Origin of the sequence: Streptomyces sichuanensis (assembly GCF_020328095.1) — a bacterium.
In the GTDB taxonomy this organism is placed as follows: Bacteria; Actinomycetota; Actinomycetes; order Streptomycetales; family Streptomycetaceae; genus Streptomyces; species Streptomyces cinnamoneus.
Genome location: NZ_JAIXMK010000005.1, coordinates 150,725 through 169,179 on the forward strand (window position 1 = coordinate 150,725; position 18,455 = coordinate 169,179).

Here is an 18,455-nt window from a genome sequence, read left to right on the forward strand (position 1 = left end):
GACCCCGTGTTCGCCCTACCGCTCGACGACAACGCCCAGCTGCGCCCCCTGGAGCCTTGGCAGGCACAGGAGTTCCTCGACCACATGGACCGCGCCCGGCCCACGGTGGACCCCTGGATCCCGTGGGCGACGCGCAGCACCGACCTGGAATCCGCGACCGCCGTCCTCCAGGGCTACGCCGACAACCACGCCAAGGACGCCGCCCGCATCTACGGGATCTGGCTGGACGACGTGCTGGTCGGCGGCGTCATGTTCCCGCACTTCGACGCCGCCCTGGGTGTCTGCGAGGTCGGTTGCTGGCTGGAGGCGGCGGGGGAGGGCCGCGGACTGGTGTACCGCGCGAGCCGCATACTCATCGACTGGGCCTTCCGGGAGCGCGGGATGAGCCGCGTGGAGTGGCGGACCACCCCGGCCAACAAGCGCAGCATTGAGGTGGCACGCCGCCTCGGGATGACCCGCGAGGGCGTGTTGCGGCAGGCGTACCCGTACCGGGGAGTCCGGCACGACAAGGAGGTCTGGTCCGTCCTCGCCGAGGAATGGAACGGCTGAGACGCCGGGACGGCCCGGCCCGGACCCTTGCCGCGGCCGGGCCGCCCGGTGTGCGGGTGCTGCTGCCTCAGGCCGCAGCAGTGCCGATTACTTGTGGCAGTCGATGTTGTTCCACCACCAGTAATTCAGCTCGCGCCAGGTGTTGGGACCGATGATGCCGTCGGCCGGCAGCCCGGCGCACTGCTGGAACGCCTGGGTCGCTCTCTTGGTGTCGGGCCCGAAGTCGCCGTCGTACTTGACGTGCCGGTCCAGCACGCTGTCCAGCTGGCACTGGGCCTGCTTGACCGGCAGCCCTTTGGAACCGAGCGAGAGGGTCGGCTCGTCGTCGGTGTAGTCGCATGTGTAGCGGGGGACGCCTGCAGGGGCCTGCGAGGACGCCTGGGCCTGGGTGGCGATTCCGCCGAGCCCCAGGAACGCGGTGGCGGCCACGATGCCCGCCGCCCTGACCGTACGCGTCAACTGCATGACGTTCTCCTCCATGTCACGTGCCGGACTTGTCGTTCGTGCTGGTGCGCGGACCCAGCTTGCGGGCCGGTGCCCCACCACGTCGTCCTCATTCGGTCTTGGGCGAAACACCGCCGCCCGGCCGCGACAAGCCCGGCCCGGACCGGGCAGGCAGGAGGGTGAGGCTCACCTCGGCTCCGTGCCTTCCGGGTGGCCGCCCGGAAGGCACGGAGCGGTGGGACTCACTTGTCCGTCAGTGGGTGTACAGCCACCAGTAGTAGCGGTACTTGTCGTTGTTGTATTCGCGCTTGCACTTGTATTCGCGCCACTTGTTGTGGCTCTGGCCCTCCTTGCCGGCCTTCTGGCAGGAGTTCTCGTCGTCATAGGGGCCGTGCTTTTCCCAGCCCTTCGTTTCGTCGTCCTGCGGGCTTGCGGCGCTGCTCGTCGGGCTGGGGGACTCCTCCGACGGAGCTGCGACGGCCGCCCCCGCCGTTCCGGCCATCAGCAGCCCCGCGGTGACCGCCGCCACCGCCGGCGCGAGGCGGAAGGTCCTCGATTTCATGAGGTTTCCCTCTCTCTTGGGCATCTGCCCTGATGGTGGCCGCGGAACGCAGCCTCCGGAAGGCCGGTGCCCCGGGCGTGCGGGAGCGGGATCCCGACGCCGTCCCGCGCGGGCGGGCCTGAACTTCACGCGGCGTGAGGAGGCGGGGCTGCCACATGACAACCTCCGCTTCCGCCTCGACGAGCAGGGCCGACGCCGCCGACGCTGTGAGCGGAGCCATAGGCCGCGGCGCGCCCGTCTGCGATCATGCGCCGATGGGAGCGGGAGGCGAGCACGCGCGGCTGTGGACCGCGGCCGGCAGCCCGCAGGTGGAGTTGCTGGCCGCCCGTTTCGAACACTTCGCCTTCGACCGGCACAGCCACGAGCAGCTCTCCGTCGGCGTCATCGAGCAGGGCGCGGAGGGCCTGCACGTGGCCGGCGGCAAGGTCGTCATACCGGCCGGGCAGCTGGTGATCCTCAACCCCGGGCAGGTGCACACCGGTTTCGCCGCCGCGGAGTCCGGCTGGCGGTACCGGATGTTCTACTTCGACACCGCGATGGTCGACGAGCTGGCCCACGCCCACCTGGGGGCCCGGAACGTCTGGTTCCCGGACACGGCCGTGCGGGACGCCGGGCTGTTCTCCCGGCTGCGGTGCGTCCACCGGGAGCAGGAGCGCGCCGCCGACCCCCTCACCGCCGAGTCCCTGCTGATCGGCGGCCTCGGCGCGGTGCTGCGCCGGCACGCCCGTACCGGCCGGGTGTCCGCCGCCGGGGCCCCGCGGGACGTGCGCCGCGGCCCGGAGCTGGCCCGGCAGTTGCTGCACGACCGGTGGACCGAGCCCGTCACCGTCGCGGAGCTCAGCGCCGCCGCGGGCATGCCGCGGGCGTCGCTCATCGCCGCCTTCCGCCAGGCGTACGGGTTGCCGCCGCACGCCTATCTGCTGCGGCTGCGCGCCAACCGGGCCCGCCGCCTGCTGCTGGCCGGCCAGAGGCCGGCAGAGGTGGCGGCGGCCACGGGCTTCGCCGACCAGGCGCACCTGACCCGTATCTGCAAGCGCTACTTCGGGGTGACGCCGGGAGCCATCCGTCCCTGAACCCCATCGCGCAGCGTGGCGATCATTCCGCGACTTTCGTTCAAGACCGCCACCCGCCCGCGCCGCCAAGCTGTGCCGCAGCCGTGCAGCGAGAGACGAAAGGCGGCTTGAACACATGGTGTGGGCAATAGCGGTGTCCCCGCTCGTCATGGTGCTGGGAATGATCACGGGGCTACGCCGGCCCGCGCACTGGGCGGCCCTCGCGGGCGCCGCCCTCGCGGCGGCACTGATCTGGTGGCTGCCGGACTTCACGCTGCCGGGCGACGAACTGGCCACGGGGGCCGGGGGAGCGGGGCTGCTGGTGCTGAACGCCGCCGCGGTGATGCTGCCCGGCGTCTACCTCAGTCAGGTGCTCACCCGCCGGGAGGTGCACCGGTCGCTGCAGGAGTGGGTGCGCGGACTGCCCCTGCCGGGACCCGCGAAGATCGCCCTGGTGGTGGCGGGTATCGCCCCCACGGTGGAGTCGCTCACCGGCTTCGGGGTGTCGCTGCTCGTCACCGTGCCCGTGCTGCTCGCCCTCGCGCCGGCTCCGACAGCCCTGCGGCAGGCCATGCTCGGCATGAACATCATGCCCTGGGGCACCCTCGGCCTCGCCACCGTCATCGGCGCCACGCTCACGGGGACGGAGGTGTCCGCTCTGGGCACCGCCACGGCGGTCACCAGCAGCTTGGTCTTTCCGCTGGTCACCGTCTGGGCTGCGCTCCTGGCCCGGCCGCAGCGCCGGTTGCGTACCTCCGCCGTGGCCGCGGCCGCGGGCGGGGCGCTCTCGCTCGGGCTGCTGGCGCTCAACCGGGCGGGTGTGGTCCAGCCGGCGGGCGTCATGGCCGGGCTGCTCACGACGGGCATCGGCCTGACGCTCTGCGCCGTCCGCCGGCCCCGCACCGGCGGCGCGGAGCCCACCGGCCGGCTGCTGCCGCCGCGCGCGGTCCTGCACGCCTACGGCCTCGTCCTCGGCGGCATCGCCCTCACCCGCGCGGCAACGGCCGCCGGAGTCCCTGCCGTGGCACTGCACGCGGGCAACGCGAGCTTCGCGCTCCTGACTTCACCGGGCCTGCCCCTGCTGGCCGCCGCCCTCCTCCTGGACGGCGGACGCCCGAACGGCCCGGACGCCCGCGCCGCGCTGGCACGCGTCGGCCGGCCGCTGCTGGCCCTGACCGGGTTCGTCGTCCTCGGCCGGCTGATGGCCGACAGCGGCATGATCGGGGAGCTGGGGTCGGCGGTCGCCGGGGCTCCGCCGCTGGTCGTCGCGCTGGCCGCACCCGCACTCGGCATGCTGAGCGGCTTCATCACCGGCTCGAACGTCGGCGGCAACGCGATGATGATGCCGCTTCAGGAGCGGCTCGCCCCGAGCGGCGCCGGACTCGACACGTGGTTCGCGGCCTTGCAGAACAGCGCGGCGGGCCACACCGTCTTCACCTCACTACCGATGATCATGCTGATTCTGGCGGTGGCCGGCGACCGCGCGAAGACCGGTGACGTCTCGGAGCACACCCTCCTGCGCTTCGGCCTCCGCGTGGCGGCCGCCGTCTACGCCGCACTGGCGGCCACGGCGATGGTCCTCGTCTCCTGCGCGTGACCACCGGGCCGGTGTGCCTGTCAGGAACCTGCCATGTCCTTGTAGGGCCTGGTTCCGACGATCAAGATGGGCGTCTGTAACGGCTGCATGAATGGAATGTTTACCGGAACAGGCACCCACGGGGGGTATCTGCATGGTCGTCGATGTCCGTGAGGTCGCTCGGGCCTACCTGCGTCGCGTCAATTGGGGAGCGGGACCTTACATGCGGGATTCGAGGCTTCCGATATACCGGAAGAGCTGGTCCGCAAGATAGCCGGCCGTTTCCACGAGCAGCCGCACCGGCCCAACGACCCCGAAGCCCGGGACCAGTACCTGCAGATGGCCGACGAGGCGAGGGCTCAGCTCTCCTGCATGACCGACATGGGAATCAAGGTCCGCCTCTACCCGCACCCCGGGCAGCCCTACGGCACGTCCCGGGAGCTCTGCGACGCCCTCGACGCGGGGGAGGACCTGTACGTCTACCCCACCGAGCACGGGCACGGGCCGGCGGGGTACGAGGACCCGGACAACCCGCTCCTGCTGCGGTCGGGCGTCGAGATCGACGGTGCCCGCGCCCTCCACAACGACGTCCTGCGGGCCACGCACGACTACTTCGGGCATTATCTGGCCCGGGCCCCGTTCAACCTCCGGGGCGAGCTGGCCGTGGCCTACGCGCATCTGGGGATGTTTTCCCCCGAGGTGCACGGAGCGGTGCTCAACGAGTTTGTCGGGCAGATTTCGTGGTTCTATTACGGACCGCACATCCTCCGGGCGGACGGTTCCGTTCCACGCTGTGGTGACGACGACTGGATCCCTCCCTCGGAGCGCCCGTTCGCGGATCAGAAAGTCAATCTCATGCCGTCCGAATGGGTTGCGGAATTCCTGGAGTGGGGTCGTGCGCAGAGCGCTGCGCACGACGTCGTGGAACGTTGCGAGGAGTTGGTATGAGTCCGCGTCCGAGGATCCTCGACGGAGGTACGGCGACCGGCCTGCAGGCGGCCGGCATCGCCATCGCCGAGCCCTGGCTCACCAGCGCGGCGCTGCGCGACGCAGCGGGCACGGACGCGCTGGTGGGCGTCCACGCACAGTTCCTGCGCACCGGCAGCGACGTCCTCACCGCCAACACCTTCCGCGCCAACACCCGGGCGCTGTCCCGCATGGGCGTGGCGGAGGACGAGCACGCCGACTACGTCCACCGGGCCGTGGACTGCGCCGTACGGGCCCGCCGGGACGCCGCCGCGCCGCACGCACTGGTGGCCGCCTCGGTCGCCCCCGTGGAGGACTGCTACACCCCGGCCCTCACCCCGGACCGGGACGCCCTGCGCCGCGAACACCGGTGGATGGCCGGCGTCCTGGCGGACTCGGAGGCCGATCTCGTCCTGGTCGAGACGCAGTGCACCCGCCGGGAGGCGGTGATCGCCGTCGAGGCCGCCGCCGAGCGCGGGCTGACGGCCTGGGTCAGCTTCGTCGTCACCGCCGAGGCGACGCTCCCCGACGGCGACGCGCTCCGGGACGCGGCACGGGCCTGCGTCGAGGCGGGCGCGAGCGCCGTGTCGGTCAACTGCCTGCCCCACGCGGCCGTTCCCCGTGCACTGGAACTGCTCGGCGACCTCGGTGTGACCGTGGGCGTCTACCCCAACCTGGAGGACCGCGCGGCGCTCGACGAATGGGAGCACAGCACGCACAGCCTGCCTCCGGCCCTGTCGCCCGCCGCCTTCGCCGACCTGGCACACGGCTGGGCCACCGAGTTCGGGCTCGGCTTCGTCGGAGGCTGCTGCGGAACCGCACCCGAGCACATCAGCGCCCTGGCCGCCAGGCGTCCCGCGGGGGCGACTTCGTGATATTCCTCGCGCGTGGCCCGGACGATCACCTCGGCTACGCTTCCCGGGGCGGGGAGGCCCCCGCCCCGGCATGGTGGGGCCGGGTGCACGCGGCAGTGGGAGGGGTGGCGTGGTGACGCTCAGGGAGTACGCCACGGCGGACGGCCTGTCCGCCGGCTACTGGAGCGCCGGTCCGGAGGATCCCAGGGCCTCGGCCGCATGGCTCACCGCGAACCGGTGGCCCCAGGACGGCGTGCACTTCCTGGAGGTCCCGGCCGCCCGCGCGGCCTGCGCGGTGCGCACCCAGGACGACCACACCGGATTTCCCCGCATGAACTGCACCGACATCGTGGCCGGTACGGGCCGCGACGTGACACAGCCGGAGGCGGAGCTGGCGCAGGCCCGGGCCGAGGGGCTGCGCCAGCTGAACGTCTGCGCCCTCGGCTACGGCCGGTCCGTCTTCCCCACGCACGTTCCCGCGGACACCGCGGAGTCCGGCGCATCGACGGACGGCGCGGCGGCCGGGGCGCCGGGTGCCGCGGGCCCCGCCTTCGACGCGGGTGCCCTGGTCACCGCTCTCGAAGAGCACGCGGAGGCCCGGGGACGGCTGCTCACCTTCCTCCACCTCGACGAGGCGGACCCGGTGCTGCCGGTCCTGAGGGACCGCGGCTGGCACGTGGGCATCACCGACCAGTACTTCCTGATCGAGGACATCGGCGCGGACGAGGCCGGCTACCTCGCCCGCTTCCCTGCGGACCGACGCCGCCGGCTGCGGCGTGAGTTGGCCTCGCTCGGCGAGGCCGGCGCGACAGCCGAGATCCACCGGGGCGACACGGTGACCGACGAGATCCAGCAGGACGTCGCGCGCCTGGAGGCGTGCGCGGACGAGAAGCACGGCATCCCCGGCGACCCGGCCCGCCTGTTGCGCGTCAACGAACGACTGCGCACCGCCCTCGGCCCCCGCTACGGCGTGGCGCTGGTCCGCGACCGTGCCGGCCGGGCCGTCGCGAGCGCCACCCTGGCCCTGGGCACCCGCGACGTCCTGCTGCGCATGGTCGGGCTCGGCCCCGGCAGCGAGGAGACCGGCGCGTACTTCCACGCCGCCTACTACCTGCCCATGCGACTGGCCCGCAGCACAGGAGCCACCCGGGTCCTGCTCGGCCCCGGCAGCGGCACCCCCAAACTGCGCAGGGGGGCCACGGCGAAGCCGCTGCTGAGCGCCGTACCGCCCGGCGCCGTCGCGCACGGCGCACTGCTGCGCCGTACGGACGCGGCCTTCGCCGCCCGCCCCTGACGGTCCCTGGCCCCGGGACCGGCCCGGCGCGCGTGACCCTGTGACCGGCGATCGTCCCGCCGACGCCAACGGACCCGGGCCCGCCACGGTCCGGACCCCACCCGTTCAATTCCGCCCCTCTTGCCACCCCTGAAGGATCGAGGTCGCCGTGCACCACCCTCCCACCGTCCTGATCATCGGCATCGGACCGTTGCGTGAACGATTCTTCGCAGCGGCGGAGCGCAGGGGCGTCGACACGATCCTCGTGGACGAGACCGCCTACTCCCGCTACGACCGCCTGGCCACCGAGAACCACGCCTGGCGCCTGACGGACCATCAGGACCCCGGACCCGACCTGCACCTGCTGGACTCGCTCGCCGGCCGGGTGGACGGCGTGCTGGCCCTGACCGACTGGGGAACCCGCATCGCCGCCCGGCTCGCGAAGGAATGGGGCCTGCCCGGCGCCGGCACGGCCGTGGCCGACGGCCTGGCCCACAAGGCCGACGTCCGCCGCCGCCTGGCCGGCACCGGGGCCGGACTGCCCTTCGCCCTCACCGCGGACGCCGACGAGGCCGCGGAACTGCTGCGTTCCGCACCGTCCGGCGCCGTCATCGTCAAGCCCGTCGACGGCGCGGCCAGCCTCGGCGTCCGCCGGGTGTCCGACCCGGCCGGCCTCGCCGACGCGATAGCGGCCGTGCGGAACACGACGGGTCAGCCGCAGGCCCTCGTCGAGCACTTCGTGCCGGGGCCCGAGGTGTCTCTGGAGGCCGTCGTCTCGGGCGGACGCGTCCTGTTCGTGGGAGTCACCGAGAAGACCTGCGCCGCACCGCCGTCGTTCGTGGAGACCCGGCATGTGATCGACCCCGCCGCCCAGGAGCGGCTGGCCCCCTCGGCGACCCGCTTCGTCGAGACCGTGGTGACGGCCCTGGACATCGACAGCGCCGTGCTGCACCTGGAGGCCAAGCACGACGGCGACCGCTGGCACCTGATCGAGGCGGCCTTCCGTCCCGCCGGCGGGCTGATCAGCGACGTGCTGCTGCGGGCCACCGGGCTGGACCTGTACGACGCCGCGCTCTCGATCGCCCTCGGCGACCAGGACCCCGCGCGCCCCCGGACGGAGCGGACGCCGCAGGTGGCGGCCGTGGAGTTCGTGGCCGCCACCGGCACCGTGGCCGACGCCCCAACGATGGCGGGCGTGCGCGACGGGCTGCCGCTCGTCTCGCACGCCGAACGCCTGCTGCCGCCCGGCACGACCCTGGGCGCCGTGGACGCCAACTGGTGGCGCGCCGGCTACGTCCTGGGCAGCGGACCGGACCGCGGCGAGCTGCTGGCACAGCTGTCCCGGGCCAACTCCCGGCTGCTCGATCTCCTCGGCCTGACCAGGGTGCCCGACGCGTGAGCAGCACGAGTCAGGGACCGCTGCCCCGGCTCATGGTCTCGGCGATGATCGTCGACGCGGTGGGTTCGGGGATGTTCATGCCGTTCGCGCTGCTGTACTTCGTACGGGTGCAGCACCTGGGCGTCGGAACCGTCGGCACCACACTCACGGTGGCGAACCTCGTGCTGATCCTGGCAAGCGCCCCCCTGGGACGCCTGGTACAGACGTACGGCTCGATGCGCTCGCTCATCGCGGGCAACGCCGTGCGCGCCCCGCTGTTCGTCCTCTACGCACTGACCCTGCCCGCCCCCGTCGCCGTGGGCGCGCTGGTGCTGTCCGCCGTACTGGACAAGGCGGTGTGGGTCTCCCTCGGCGCCACCATCGCCCGGCTGGCGCGCGGCCCCCAGGCGCGACGAGCGTTCAGCACCGTGGGCTGGGCCCGCAACATCGGCCTGTGCCTGGGGTCCCTGGCCGGCGGCGCACTGGCCTCGGCCCAGAGCGCGACCGGCCTCCGCGTGATCGTGCTGATCAACGCGGTCAGCTTCGCCGTCACCGCGGCGGCGCTGCTGCGACTGCGCGGACAGGCCGACGCGTCGGCACCGGCCGCCGGAGAAGAGGCCGCCCGGCGGAAGGCCGAGCGGGAGCCGACCGGTGGTGGCGCCCTGCAGGTGCTGCGCCTGCCGGGCTTCGCCCTGCTGAGCGCCGCCAAGACCTGCTTCGCGGTGTGCGCCACGGTCGTGTCGATGTTCACCGGCCTGTACCTCGTGGACCACGCCGGCCTGGACGGCTGGGCGGCGGGGACCGTACTGGCCGTGAACGGCGGCCTCGTCGTGCTGCTGCAGCAGTCGCTGGTCAAACGTACCGCGGACCGTCCCGCCCCGCGGATGATGCTCGCCGGCGGCGCCCTGTACGCCGTGTCCGGCCTCGGCTTCGCGCTGATCGCCCCCCTGGGGGACACGGTGCTGCCCGCGGTCACACTGGCCGTCGCGCTGGTCGCGATGACGCTCTACACGCTCGGCGAGATCGTGATCGCCCCGGCCAGCGACGGCTACGCCGCGGACCTCGCGGAACCCGGCTCGGAGGCGACCTGCATGTCGGTCTATCAGGCATCCTGGTCCCTCGCCTCGGTGGCCGTCCCGGTCGCCGGCTCCTGGCTGCTGATCGCCTCGGCCTCCGCGATCTGGATCGCCTTCACGGCCGTGGCCCTGCTGGGCACCGTCCTCAGCGCCCTCCTCGCCCGCACCCGGGCGCCGGCGTCCGCGCCGGCCTGACCGCCCGGCCGTGCCGCTACGGGGCACGGCCGGTCACCTCCGTCACCCCGGTCACCTCCGCTGCCGCGGTCCCTCGGCCGGGCGGACGGGCTCGGTTCCCCGTCGGCTGCGCGCCGCCCCTGGCACGGGCGGCCGCGCGCCACCCGTAGCCGGTCGCTCCCCGCGGCTCGAACACCGACAGCACCACGGCCGACAGCAGTGCCAGCAGAGCCGCACGTACGCGCCCTGCACGGCCCCCGGTTGCCGGCCGAGCCGGCCCACCGACACGGTGGTGTGCGCGGCCAGGGCCAGTTAGCGCTGCCGGGGAGAGAACGGTCCCACGGCGCGAACCCGGCCGTGCGGCGACGGCGAGGTGCACGGCGACGAGGAGGGCGGCCCGGCCGGGCGTCGGGTCGGTCTCGGCATGCCGTCACCGCCGGACGGGAGTATGGTCCGAATGAGGACGGTGGAGCCGCGCTCACCAGGCGTAGCGCGCCGTCCGCCACGACCCGCGTCCGGCGCTGCCGCGGGCGCGAGTGCGGGCCGGTGACGGCAACCCGCAGGGCGTCCGGTCCGCTGCGCCCGGCTCCGCCCGCGCCGGCAGAACCCCCGGCCGGTGAGGAGCTCCTCTGTGACTGGGCGCAGTGAGCAGCCGGGTGCGACGGATCCCCTGGGCGAGGCGCTGGCGACCGCCGTGCACCGCACGGGGGCCATGGCCGGGAGCGTCTATCTGCTGGACCCACAGGAACCGGTCCTGGGCCTGGTGGTGATGTGCGGGACCGCGGTCGACGCCGCCGAGCCCTGGTGGCGGATGCCCCTGGCCTCCCAGGCCCCGCTCCCGGAGGCGGTGCGGGAGGAGCGCCTGGTGTGGGTGGGTTCCCAGGAGGACATGGCCCGCCGCTACCCGCGCGCCGCGATGGCCTTTCCCTTCCAGCTCGCGCTGGCCGCCACCCCGCTCAGGGGCGTCGGCGGCTGCTGGGGAGCACTGGTGCTGCTGTGGCCTCCCACCCGTCCGGATCACCTCACCCTTCGCCGACGCGGGCACATCGTGTTCAGCGCCCGGCGCATCGCCCGGGTTCTGGACGAAGCCGCACACCCGCCGGCCATACCGGAACGGCCCCATCTGGTACCCGTGCACCACACCGACGCCGGACCGGGACGCTCCGCACGCGCGGCGTCCGGCTTCGTCGAACGTCTGCCCCTCGGTGCCCTCGCCCTGGACATGGAAGGCCGTATCACCTTCCTCAACACCGCCGCCGTCGGACTGCTGGGCCGCTCCGCCGACGATCTGCTGGGCACCTTGCCGTGGCAGTCCCTCCCCTGGCTGGACACCCCCGACTGCGCGGACACCTACCGCACGGCCGTGAGCAGCCGCGAACCGCTCGCCATGACGGTCCTGCGTCCACCGGACCGTCGGCTCGACTTCCGCCTCTACCCGGACGACAGCGGTATGAGCGTCCTCATCACGCCGTGCCCCACCGGCGCCCGCCCGGACCAGCAGGCCCCCGGCGCGCCACCGCCCGGCGCCCCCTCCACGGGCAGGATCTTCCGGCTGATGCACCTGGCCGCCGCACTCACCGAGACCGTGAGCGTCCAGGACGTCATCGACCTGACCGCCGATCAGGTGCTGCCCGCCTTCGGCGCCCGCGGCATGATCATGTCCACCGCTGAAGCCGGCCGGCTGCGGGCCATCGGTCACCGCGGCTACGAGCCCGACGTCATCGCGCGCCTTGAGGGCCTGCCCATCGACGCCGACCTGACCCCTGTCGGCCGCGCCCTCGTCACCGGCGCACCCTCCTTCTTCGCCGACCGCGCCGAACTGACCCGCAGTTACCCCCGGGCGCCCCAGATCAGTGACAAGCAGGCGTGGGCGATCCTTCCGCTGATCACCTCCGGCCACCCCATCGGCTGCTGCGTCCTCGCCTACGACCATCCGCACGCCTTCACCGCCGGTGAACGCTCCGTCCTCACGCCGCTGGCGGGCCTCATCGCCCAGGCACTGGACCGCGCGCGCCTCTACGACGCCAAGCACAACCTCGCCCACGCCCTCCAGCAGACCCTCCTGCCCCACACCCTGCCCGCCATGAACGGGCTCGACGTCGCGGCCCGCTATCTGCCCGGCAGTTACGGCATCGACGTGGGCGGCGACTTCTACGACCTCATCCGTCTCACCGACACCACCGCCGCCGCGGTCATCGGCGACGTACAGGGCCACGACGTGACGGCCGCCGCCCTCATGGGACAGGTCCGCACCGCCGTCCACTCCCACGCCACCGCCGGCGCGACGCCCGACGAGGTCCTCATCCGCACCGACCGCGACCTCGCCGACCTGGAGGCGGGCCGCTTCGCGACCTGCCTCTACGCCCACCTCGACCTCGCCCACCACCGGGCGGTCCTCGCGAGCGCCGGGCATCCGCCCCCGCTCCTGCGGCATCCGGGCGGGCCGGGGTACGTCGTCGACGTCGACCCCGGTCCACCGCTGGGGCTCGGTCTCGGGGCGCCCTACCCGGTCACCACCCTGACCGTGCCCGCCGGGGCCGTCCTCGCCCTCTACACCGACGGCCTCGTGGAAATCCCCGGCACCGACATCGGCAGGACCACCGCCGAACTCGCCCGGCACCTCGCGGCCTCCGGTGACCTGGCCCTCCACCACCTCATCGACAGCCTCGTCCAGCACACCCGACCCACCGGCCGGCACACCGACGACATCGCCCTGCTCCTCCTGCAGCCCACCAACGGGGCGACCGGCTCCGGATGAGCCGGTGGCCGGCGCACCGGGCCGCCGGCCTAGGGTGACGCTATGGGTAACGTCTTCGGGGGCGGGGAACTGGACCTCTACATGAGCAACGGCGGCACGGAGGTGTTCGTCGAGGTGCTGACGCTTGCGGTGTCCGATCTCGTCGAGGAGCCGTGGGACTTCCGGTTCGCCGCCCTCCTCGCCCTCCAGGACCAGAACTGCATGGGCCGGGGCGTCGTCGGGTTCGAGCTCGAAGAGGTCGACTGGGGCGCGTCGCCCGAGGAGCGGATGAGGAACAAGGCGTTCGTCCTGCGCGTCATCGACCTCGCTCTGAGTGAGCACCGGTGGGACGAACTGACCTACGATCCCCCCTTCGTCGCCACGTACCTGCGCACGTTCAGGACGATGGTCGAGGCGTTCGACCCGGCGTTCCACGACGGCTCCGCCCACGGCTTCCCCGGACCGGAGGAAGCGGCGATGGCCTCGTGCGTACGGCACCGGGTCCTCACCGGGATGCCGCACTGGGACGTGTGCGTCTTCTGCAACGGGTAGCCGCGCCGGAACACCCCCTCAGAGCCGGTGTACCCGGGCGGCTTCCTGGACCCAGTGCCAGTCGACCGGAGCCCACTGCTTCTTCAGGGCCGTGCGCTCCTTGGCGTAGCCGCGCAGCGCGGCCTCGACGGCCTGACCCAGGTCACCGAGGTCGGCGGGTATGGGCACACGCAGGATCAGGTGCTGCTTGTTGTGGACGAGGAGCAGCTCACCGGCGGGCGAGCAGGACATGAGGGTGAAGCGGGTCAGGGGTTTGAAGGTCTTGGTCCCGGTGTCCAGCTTCGCCCGTAGCTGCCCGTCTCTGTTCCAGGCGTAGAGGCCGTAGCGGTTGAGGTGGAAGGCATGGCCGCGGCCCGGGTCGGCGACCACCGTGAAGCAGAAGCCGGTGAAGGGGCTGTCCCGCCACGGGTCCATTCCGTGCAGGCGTCCCGTCATCTCCCCCTGGTCGTTGAGCAGGGCGAAGACGAACGGCTGGCCGCGGCTGCCGCCACGGAACGTACGGGCGAAGACCGGAACGACGAAGAGGTCGTCGGAGAGCGGTGCGGGCCGTCCGAGACCGGACCGGTCCCACCTGTAGCGGTCCGTCTCCGGTGTCAGGAGCTCCAGGAGTGACGGCCTCGGCCGGTTGTCCAGACCCACCGGCTCGCCCTGGTACAGCACCTGCGGTCGCAGATCGGCCTCGGTGTGGTGGGCCGGCCGGGGATCGAGAGAGGCGATGGCCCGCACACTCGGCTTGGAACCCGCACCCAGGGCGCCACCGTCCGCCAGCCCGACGATGTTGGCGATGCTGTTGCCGTACCGGTGGACTCCGTACTCCGTGGTCACGCACAGCAGGCGGCCCGACGGAGTGACACTGATCGAACTGGCGAAGTGATCGCTCGGCACCAGCTTGTCCGAGTAAGTCCGCCCGCGCGTCGCATAGGTGGCCGTGACGGCACTCAGGTCGGGCGCCATCAGAGTGGTGCAGTCGGGGTGGGCGTTCACCGAGAGCGTGCCGTCCGGCAGGACGCACAGGGTCATGTCGTTCCCGTTGGCCACGGCCGACGGCGTGCCGTCCGGCAGCGACGAGCAGCAGAGCGCGGTCGCCAGCGGGGCGCCCTCGGGCGAGTAGCGGGTGATGATCCGGTACCCGAAGTTCGCCACGGCCGGGTCCGCTTCGTCCTCGCTGACGTTCCACGTGTGCCGGTACACGCCGTACAGCGCGTACGTATCGCCGGACGGGGCGACTACGGCGTCGTATGCCGTGACTCCCCATCCCGTCGAGTAGAGCGCGGACAGGTCCATGCGGTGGTGGTCCACGAGGGACGCGGGCAGGGGCAGCGGAAGCGTGTGCAGCATGGCGAACATTCTTCACGGAGCCACTGACAATCCGTCCGTCCCCGTGCTCCGCGGCCTCCCGCCGCCCCGTCGGTGAAGCCGGGATCACGCGCCCGGCATGGGCAGCAGCGTGGGGTTGTCGCCGTTGACGATCTGCGTCGTCCGGTGCGTGAGGTGCTCCGTGAACTCCGGGTGCGTCAGGATGTAGAAGCGCTCCTCGCGCATCGCCTGCAGCACCGCGTCACCGACGGCGCGCGGGGCGAGGCCGAGTGCGAACGCCCGCCGGGCGGCATCCATGGACCAGCCCTCCGGCCAGGGGCCCGCATCGGCAAAACGGGCCGGCCGGTTGCGCCGGCAATCGAGGATGTTCGTGTCGACCAGACCGGGACACAGCACGGAGATCCTCGGCTTGAAGCCTCCGCCGACGAGTTCGAGATGAATGGTCTCCGACAACGTGACGAGGGCCGACTTCGACGCACCGTACAGCGAGCCACCCGTCATCAGGCCCGCCACGGACGCGGTGTTGACGATGTGCGCTTCCTCGTCCTGCTCGATCATGACGGGCAGGAAGGCGTGGATTCCGTGCACCACACCCATCAGGTTCACCCCGAGCACCCAGGCCCAGTCGTCGAGCGTGCTCTTCCAGCTCGGCTTGGTGCCGGCGAAGACGCCCGCGTTGTTGCACAGCACGTGTACGGCGCCGTACGTGCTGAGCGTCGACTCGGCGAGCGAGGCGACGTCCTCCGCCTTTGACACGTCAGCCAGCACGGCGTGTACGTCCGCGCCCCCGTCACGCAGCTCCGCCGTCGTGGAATGCAGCACCGCCTCTTCCACGTCGCTCAACACCACACGCATCCCCGCGTCGACGAACGCCTCGGCCATTCCACGGCCGATACCGCTCGCCGCACCGGTGATGACGGCGACTTTGTTCTCCAGGTCGTCCATTTTCCCTCCGCATCGCGCCGGGCCGCGTCACGCTTCCACGGTAGGGAACGAGCGGCTGCCCGGCATCCGCCTGAGGCCGGAGACGGCACGCCGCGCACGGTCGTCCGCGACGTACAGGTGTCCGTCACGGGCTGGCCGGCCCGGAGCCGGTGAACGGTCGTCACGACGGCAGGGACGTTCGCGGCGCGCTTCGGCACCCGGATCCGGGGTACCGGCCGGGAGCAGCACGCATCCACTTCACGCGCGTGGACGAAGGGAAGGCATCATGGCCGACCGCACGGCAGGGACCACCTACGACGGCTCGGGCGATTCGCTGGCCAACCCCGAGGTGAAGCGCGGCACGCTCTCACTGACCCAGTCGGAGGACGGCGTGCCGACGCTGACGGTGAGCGGGGGAAACGCCATCGCGAAGGGAATCCGCGTGGTGGACGAGTCGGGCAAACTGATCGCGGCCTACGTGGGGTTCTCCGTCGACGACATCAGCGTGGCGAAGTCCCTGCCGAGCGCGATATCCGGTGCCGTCGCGCACTCTCTCGACGACATGTCGGAAACGCAGGCCGCGAAGGTCGAGGCACCGTCCGGCGTCATCGTCGGACACAAGGGCCCCGACACCCCGGTGAAGCTGAGCCCCGGAGAGTTCCGCGAGCAGGCCGTCGCCACCCTGGCGGGGGACCTCATCGACATCTCGCGCGACCTTCGCCGCTGACACCCGCCGCGGCGCCGGCGCCGGCCGGCCATGACTCGCCGTACCCGTACCCGGCCGTCGACGGCCCCGGCCTGCCGTCAGCGGAGAACCACGGCGGAGATACCTGGCCCGCATAGGGTCGGCGACATCATGGTCCTCATAGCGAGCACGAGGTGTGTGCGATGAACGATGAACTGTCCGCTGAGGCAGCCGCCTTGCAGCCCCTGGCGGTGGGCGCTCCCGTGCCCCCGCGGAATGATGTGGAGACCGACGGACTCGCGGCCCGGACCGTCCTTGCTTCACGGAAGGGCATCGTGCTGGCAGAGCCGGTTGCCACGGACGAGGAGACCCTTGCCTCCCGAGGAGACGGCGCCTTCGATGTCGACAGGGAGGCCGATGCCGGCCCGCTGCCCATCAGCACCCCCATCGGGCGCGCCTGCATACTCGATGACGTGACGGGCGATCTGCTCGGCAGCGTCAGCTGGCACGCGGTCGGTTACGGACCCGCCGTGTCATGCCTGGCATGGAACATCGGCATCGTCCTGCTACCGTCCGCCCGCGGGCGCGGCGTCGGCAGCACGGCCACCCGTCTGCTCGCCGAGCACCTCTTCGCCACGACCGACGTGTTCCGGGTGGAACTCTCCACCGACGTCACGAACGTGGCCGCGCAGCAGACGGCGCAACGCGCCGGCTTCCACCGGGAAGGCGTCATCCGCGGAGCCCAATTGCGCAAGGGCCGCCGCCGGGACCTCGTCGGCTACAGCCTCCTGCGCAGTGACCTGTGAACCCGGCCGACGCCGGCACGGTCGACCGCATGGAACGTGCCAGGGGCCGGGCACCCCACCCGGCCCCTCGGGCTGTCAGACGACGGTCCCGCCCGCATTGCGGATCAGCCGCTGGAGCACCTTCACCGTGGTGATGTAGTCCGCGTCGTCGATGCCCTCGTGCAGGGCGGCCCGGATCGCGGGGGCATTGCGCGCGAGGTCGACGCGGGCCTGTTCCCCGTCCTCGGAGAGCCACAGCCGGTCCTCGGCGTCCCGGGTCAGCCAGCCGCGCTCCAGAAGCACTTCGGCCTCCGCAGCCAAGTCGTCCTCGGGCCGGATGTAGGAGGCCATGGCCTCCCGGAGCTCGGCAAGGGTCATCCCGGCACCGTCGGGAGAAATGTCGTTCTTCGACAGGTTGCGCAGCAGCCAGAACTGGGGCTGGGTGTAGCCCTTTTCGGCCTGCTGGGCCCGGGTGTACGCGATGAGGGCCTCGTAGGCGACACCGGTCCAGTATGCGGCGGGCTGCCCGGCGAGTTCGGCGTCGGACATCTGCTGGGTCGTCATGGGGTGTCCCCTCCTGGTACTTCGGTGCGGATCCTGCAGGCCGTGCAGGCTGTGCAGGCCGTGCGGAGACAGTAGGACCTCAAGTGCGGTTGAGGGCAAGCCGGTGATCTTCCCGTCAGCGTCTACGGCTTCTGTGAAGCCCATGCGCATGAGGAAGCGGTGGCACTGAGCCGGACGGACCGGAGGGGGCGTATCCGGCGCCGGCGCACAGTCCGTCATGTGGGTGGACGCCAGTGCGGCAGACGACGCCGCCCCGGGTGCGCACGTCACGCCACTGACGCGTATCGGCCATTCTCCGGGAAGGCCAGGCTCGGCATGGCCGACCGCACTACCGTCACCCCATCATCCGACCCGGAGGAGGCGCAGCTTGGGCGAGTACGGTGACGGTGGTGCGGAGGGCGACCAGCAGCAGTCGCCGCTGCCCGCCGGGGCCTCGTGAGCGGGGCATCGGAGGCCGAGAGCCTTCTCGAGGCAGGGCTGCACAAGTGGCGCGCCTCCAAGGACCATTCGCAGGGCGTTGAGGCCGTCCAGCGGTACCTCGCACCTGGCCGGCCGCCGCCCTTTCCTTGGGGCGTCATCGAGTTGGAGAACCACGTACGCGGCCGTCGACTGGGCGGACCCTATGCAAAGGGGGAGGCCCGGCTGTACATCCTGGCCTTCGCGGGCCCGGTGCCCTACGTCAAGGTCGGTCGAACAACGAACCTGCCGGATCGTCTGACGAAGCTGATCCGCGAGGCGCGCGTTCACGGCTACTCACTCGTGGACGGCTGGAAGTCGCCCGTATCCGACAGAAGCAAGAAGTGGGAGAAAGGGCTCTTGGCATCCATGCCCAAGGACGCCCTCGACGACGATCGCGAATACTTCCACGGCGCCGACTTTGCGCGCGCCGTCAGGCTCGCTGAGAAGATCATCGAAGCCGACACGGCCACGATCGCTGTGGTGGACTCCTGCCATCCGCTGACAACCCCGGCACCCGTTCGCTGAACG

Annotated in this window: 18 protein-coding genes; 13 read left to right on the forward strand and 5 right to left on the reverse strand. The window is 72.0% G+C overall.

Features of this window, described 5'->3' with window-relative positions:
- Positions 1–6 precede the first annotated feature (6 nt).
- On the forward strand, positions 7–549 hold the full coding sequence (locus LE181_RS03860; protein ID WP_225659530.1) for a GNAT family N-acetyltransferase: 543 nt from the start codon (positions 7–9) through the stop codon (positions 547–549).
- An 87-nt stretch (positions 550–636) separates the two neighbouring features.
- On the opposite strand, the gene LE181_RS03865 is transcribed toward LE181_RS03860, so the two are convergent.
- Positions 637–1,014 carry a peptidoglycan-binding domain-containing protein gene (locus tag LE181_RS03865; protein WP_225659531.1) on the reverse strand — a complete coding sequence of 126 codons (378 nt, stop codon included), beginning with the start codon at positions 1,012–1,014 and terminating at the stop codon, positions 637–639.
- 232 nt (positions 1,015–1,246) lie between these two features.
- Entirely contained in the window at positions 1,247–1,555 is a 309-nt protein-coding gene (locus LE181_RS03870; protein ID WP_225659533.1) for a hypothetical protein, read from the reverse strand.
- Positions 1,556–1,809: 254 nt separating this feature from the next.
- On the opposite strand from LE181_RS03870, the gene LE181_RS03875 reads away from it, so the two are divergent.
- The 9 genes from LE181_RS03875 to LE181_RS03915 all read left to right on the forward strand — a co-directional run bounded on the left by LE181_RS03875 (position 1,810) and on the right by LE181_RS03915 (position 13,193).
- Positions 1,810–2,628, forward strand: coding sequence for an AraC family transcriptional regulator (locus LE181_RS03875; RefSeq protein ID WP_225659535.1), 819 nt, complete (start codon positions 1,810–1,812; stop codon positions 2,626–2,628).
- 115 nt (positions 2,629–2,743) lie between these two features.
- Entirely contained in the window at positions 2,744–4,204 is a 1,461-nt protein-coding gene (locus LE181_RS03880; protein ID WP_225659537.1) for an L-lactate permease, read from the forward strand.
- A 351-nt stretch (positions 4,205–4,555) separates the two neighbouring features.
- Positions 4,556–5,131: a hypothetical protein gene (locus tag LE181_RS03885; protein WP_225659538.1), complete on the forward strand. Its 576-nt coding sequence runs from the start codon at positions 4,556–4,558 to the stop codon at positions 5,129–5,131.
- Entirely contained in the window at positions 5,128–6,024 is an 897-nt protein-coding gene (locus LE181_RS03890; RefSeq protein WP_225659539.1) for a homocysteine S-methyltransferase family protein, read from the forward strand. The genes LE181_RS03885 and LE181_RS03890 overlap by 4 nt, the downstream gene beginning before the upstream one ends.
- Before the next feature lie 109 nt (positions 6,025–6,133).
- A complete protein-coding gene (locus LE181_RS03895; protein WP_225659541.1) occupies positions 6,134–7,297 on the forward strand; it encodes a peptidogalycan biosysnthesis protein in 1,164 nt (387 codons plus the stop codon).
- A gap of 148 nt (positions 7,298–7,445) precedes the next feature.
- Positions 7,446–8,675 (forward strand): ATP-grasp domain-containing protein, encoded by a 1,230-nt coding sequence (locus LE181_RS03900; RefSeq protein ID WP_225659543.1) that lies wholly within the window; start codon positions 7,446–7,448, stop codon positions 8,673–8,675.
- Positions 8,672–9,925: an MFS transporter gene (locus LE181_RS03905; protein ID WP_225659545.1), complete on the forward strand. Its 1,254-nt coding sequence runs from the start codon at positions 8,672–8,674 to the stop codon at positions 9,923–9,925. Before LE181_RS03900 ends, LE181_RS03905 begins: the two co-directional genes overlap by 4 nt.
- Before the next feature lie 610 nt (positions 9,926–10,535).
- Entirely contained in the window at positions 10,536–12,662 is a 2,127-nt protein-coding gene (locus LE181_RS03910) for a SpoIIE family protein phosphatase (protein ID WP_372458230.1), read from the forward strand.
- A gap of 42 nt (positions 12,663–12,704) precedes the next feature.
- Complete coding sequence (locus LE181_RS03915; protein WP_225659547.1) at positions 12,705–13,193, forward strand: hypothetical protein; 489 nt, start codon at positions 12,705–12,707, stop codon at positions 13,191–13,193.
- 18 nt (positions 13,194–13,211) lie between these two features.
- On the opposite strand, the gene LE181_RS03920 is transcribed toward LE181_RS03915, so the two are convergent.
- Both LE181_RS03920 and LE181_RS03925 read right to left on the reverse strand, forming a co-directional pair.
- Positions 13,212–14,531 (reverse strand): hypothetical protein, encoded by a 1,320-nt coding sequence (locus LE181_RS03920; protein ID WP_225659549.1) that lies wholly within the window; start codon positions 14,529–14,531, stop codon positions 13,212–13,214.
- A gap of 84 nt (positions 14,532–14,615) precedes the next feature.
- Complete coding sequence (locus tag LE181_RS03925) at positions 14,616–15,455, reverse strand: SDR family NAD(P)-dependent oxidoreductase (protein WP_225659551.1); 840 nt, start codon at positions 15,453–15,455, stop codon at positions 14,616–14,618.
- Between the two features lie 265 nt (positions 15,456–15,720).
- Between LE181_RS03925 and LE181_RS03930 the strand changes: the two genes are divergently transcribed.
- Together LE181_RS03930 and LE181_RS03935 are read left to right on the forward strand one after the other, a co-directional pair.
- Complete coding sequence (locus tag LE181_RS03930; RefSeq protein ID WP_225659553.1) at positions 15,721–16,161, forward strand: hypothetical protein; 441 nt, start codon at positions 15,721–15,723, stop codon at positions 16,159–16,161.
- A gap of 161 nt (positions 16,162–16,322) precedes the next feature.
- Entirely contained in the window at positions 16,323–16,925 is a 603-nt protein-coding gene (locus tag LE181_RS03935; RefSeq protein ID WP_225659555.1) for a GNAT family N-acetyltransferase, read from the forward strand.
- 75 nt (positions 16,926–17,000) lie between these two features.
- On the opposite strand, the gene LE181_RS03940 is transcribed toward LE181_RS03935, so the two are convergent.
- Positions 17,001–17,468, reverse strand: a complete 468-nt coding sequence (locus LE181_RS03940) for a winged helix DNA-binding protein (RefSeq protein ID WP_225659557.1) — start codon at positions 17,466–17,468, stop codon at positions 17,001–17,003.
- A 435-nt stretch (positions 17,469–17,903) separates the two neighbouring features.
- Here LE181_RS03940 and LE181_RS03945 point away from each other — a divergent pair, with 435 nt between their 5' ends.
- Positions 17,904–18,452: a hypothetical protein gene (locus LE181_RS03945; protein WP_225659558.1), complete on the forward strand. Its 549-nt coding sequence runs from the start codon at positions 17,904–17,906 to the stop codon at positions 18,450–18,452.
- Positions 18,453–18,455 lie beyond the last annotated feature (3 nt).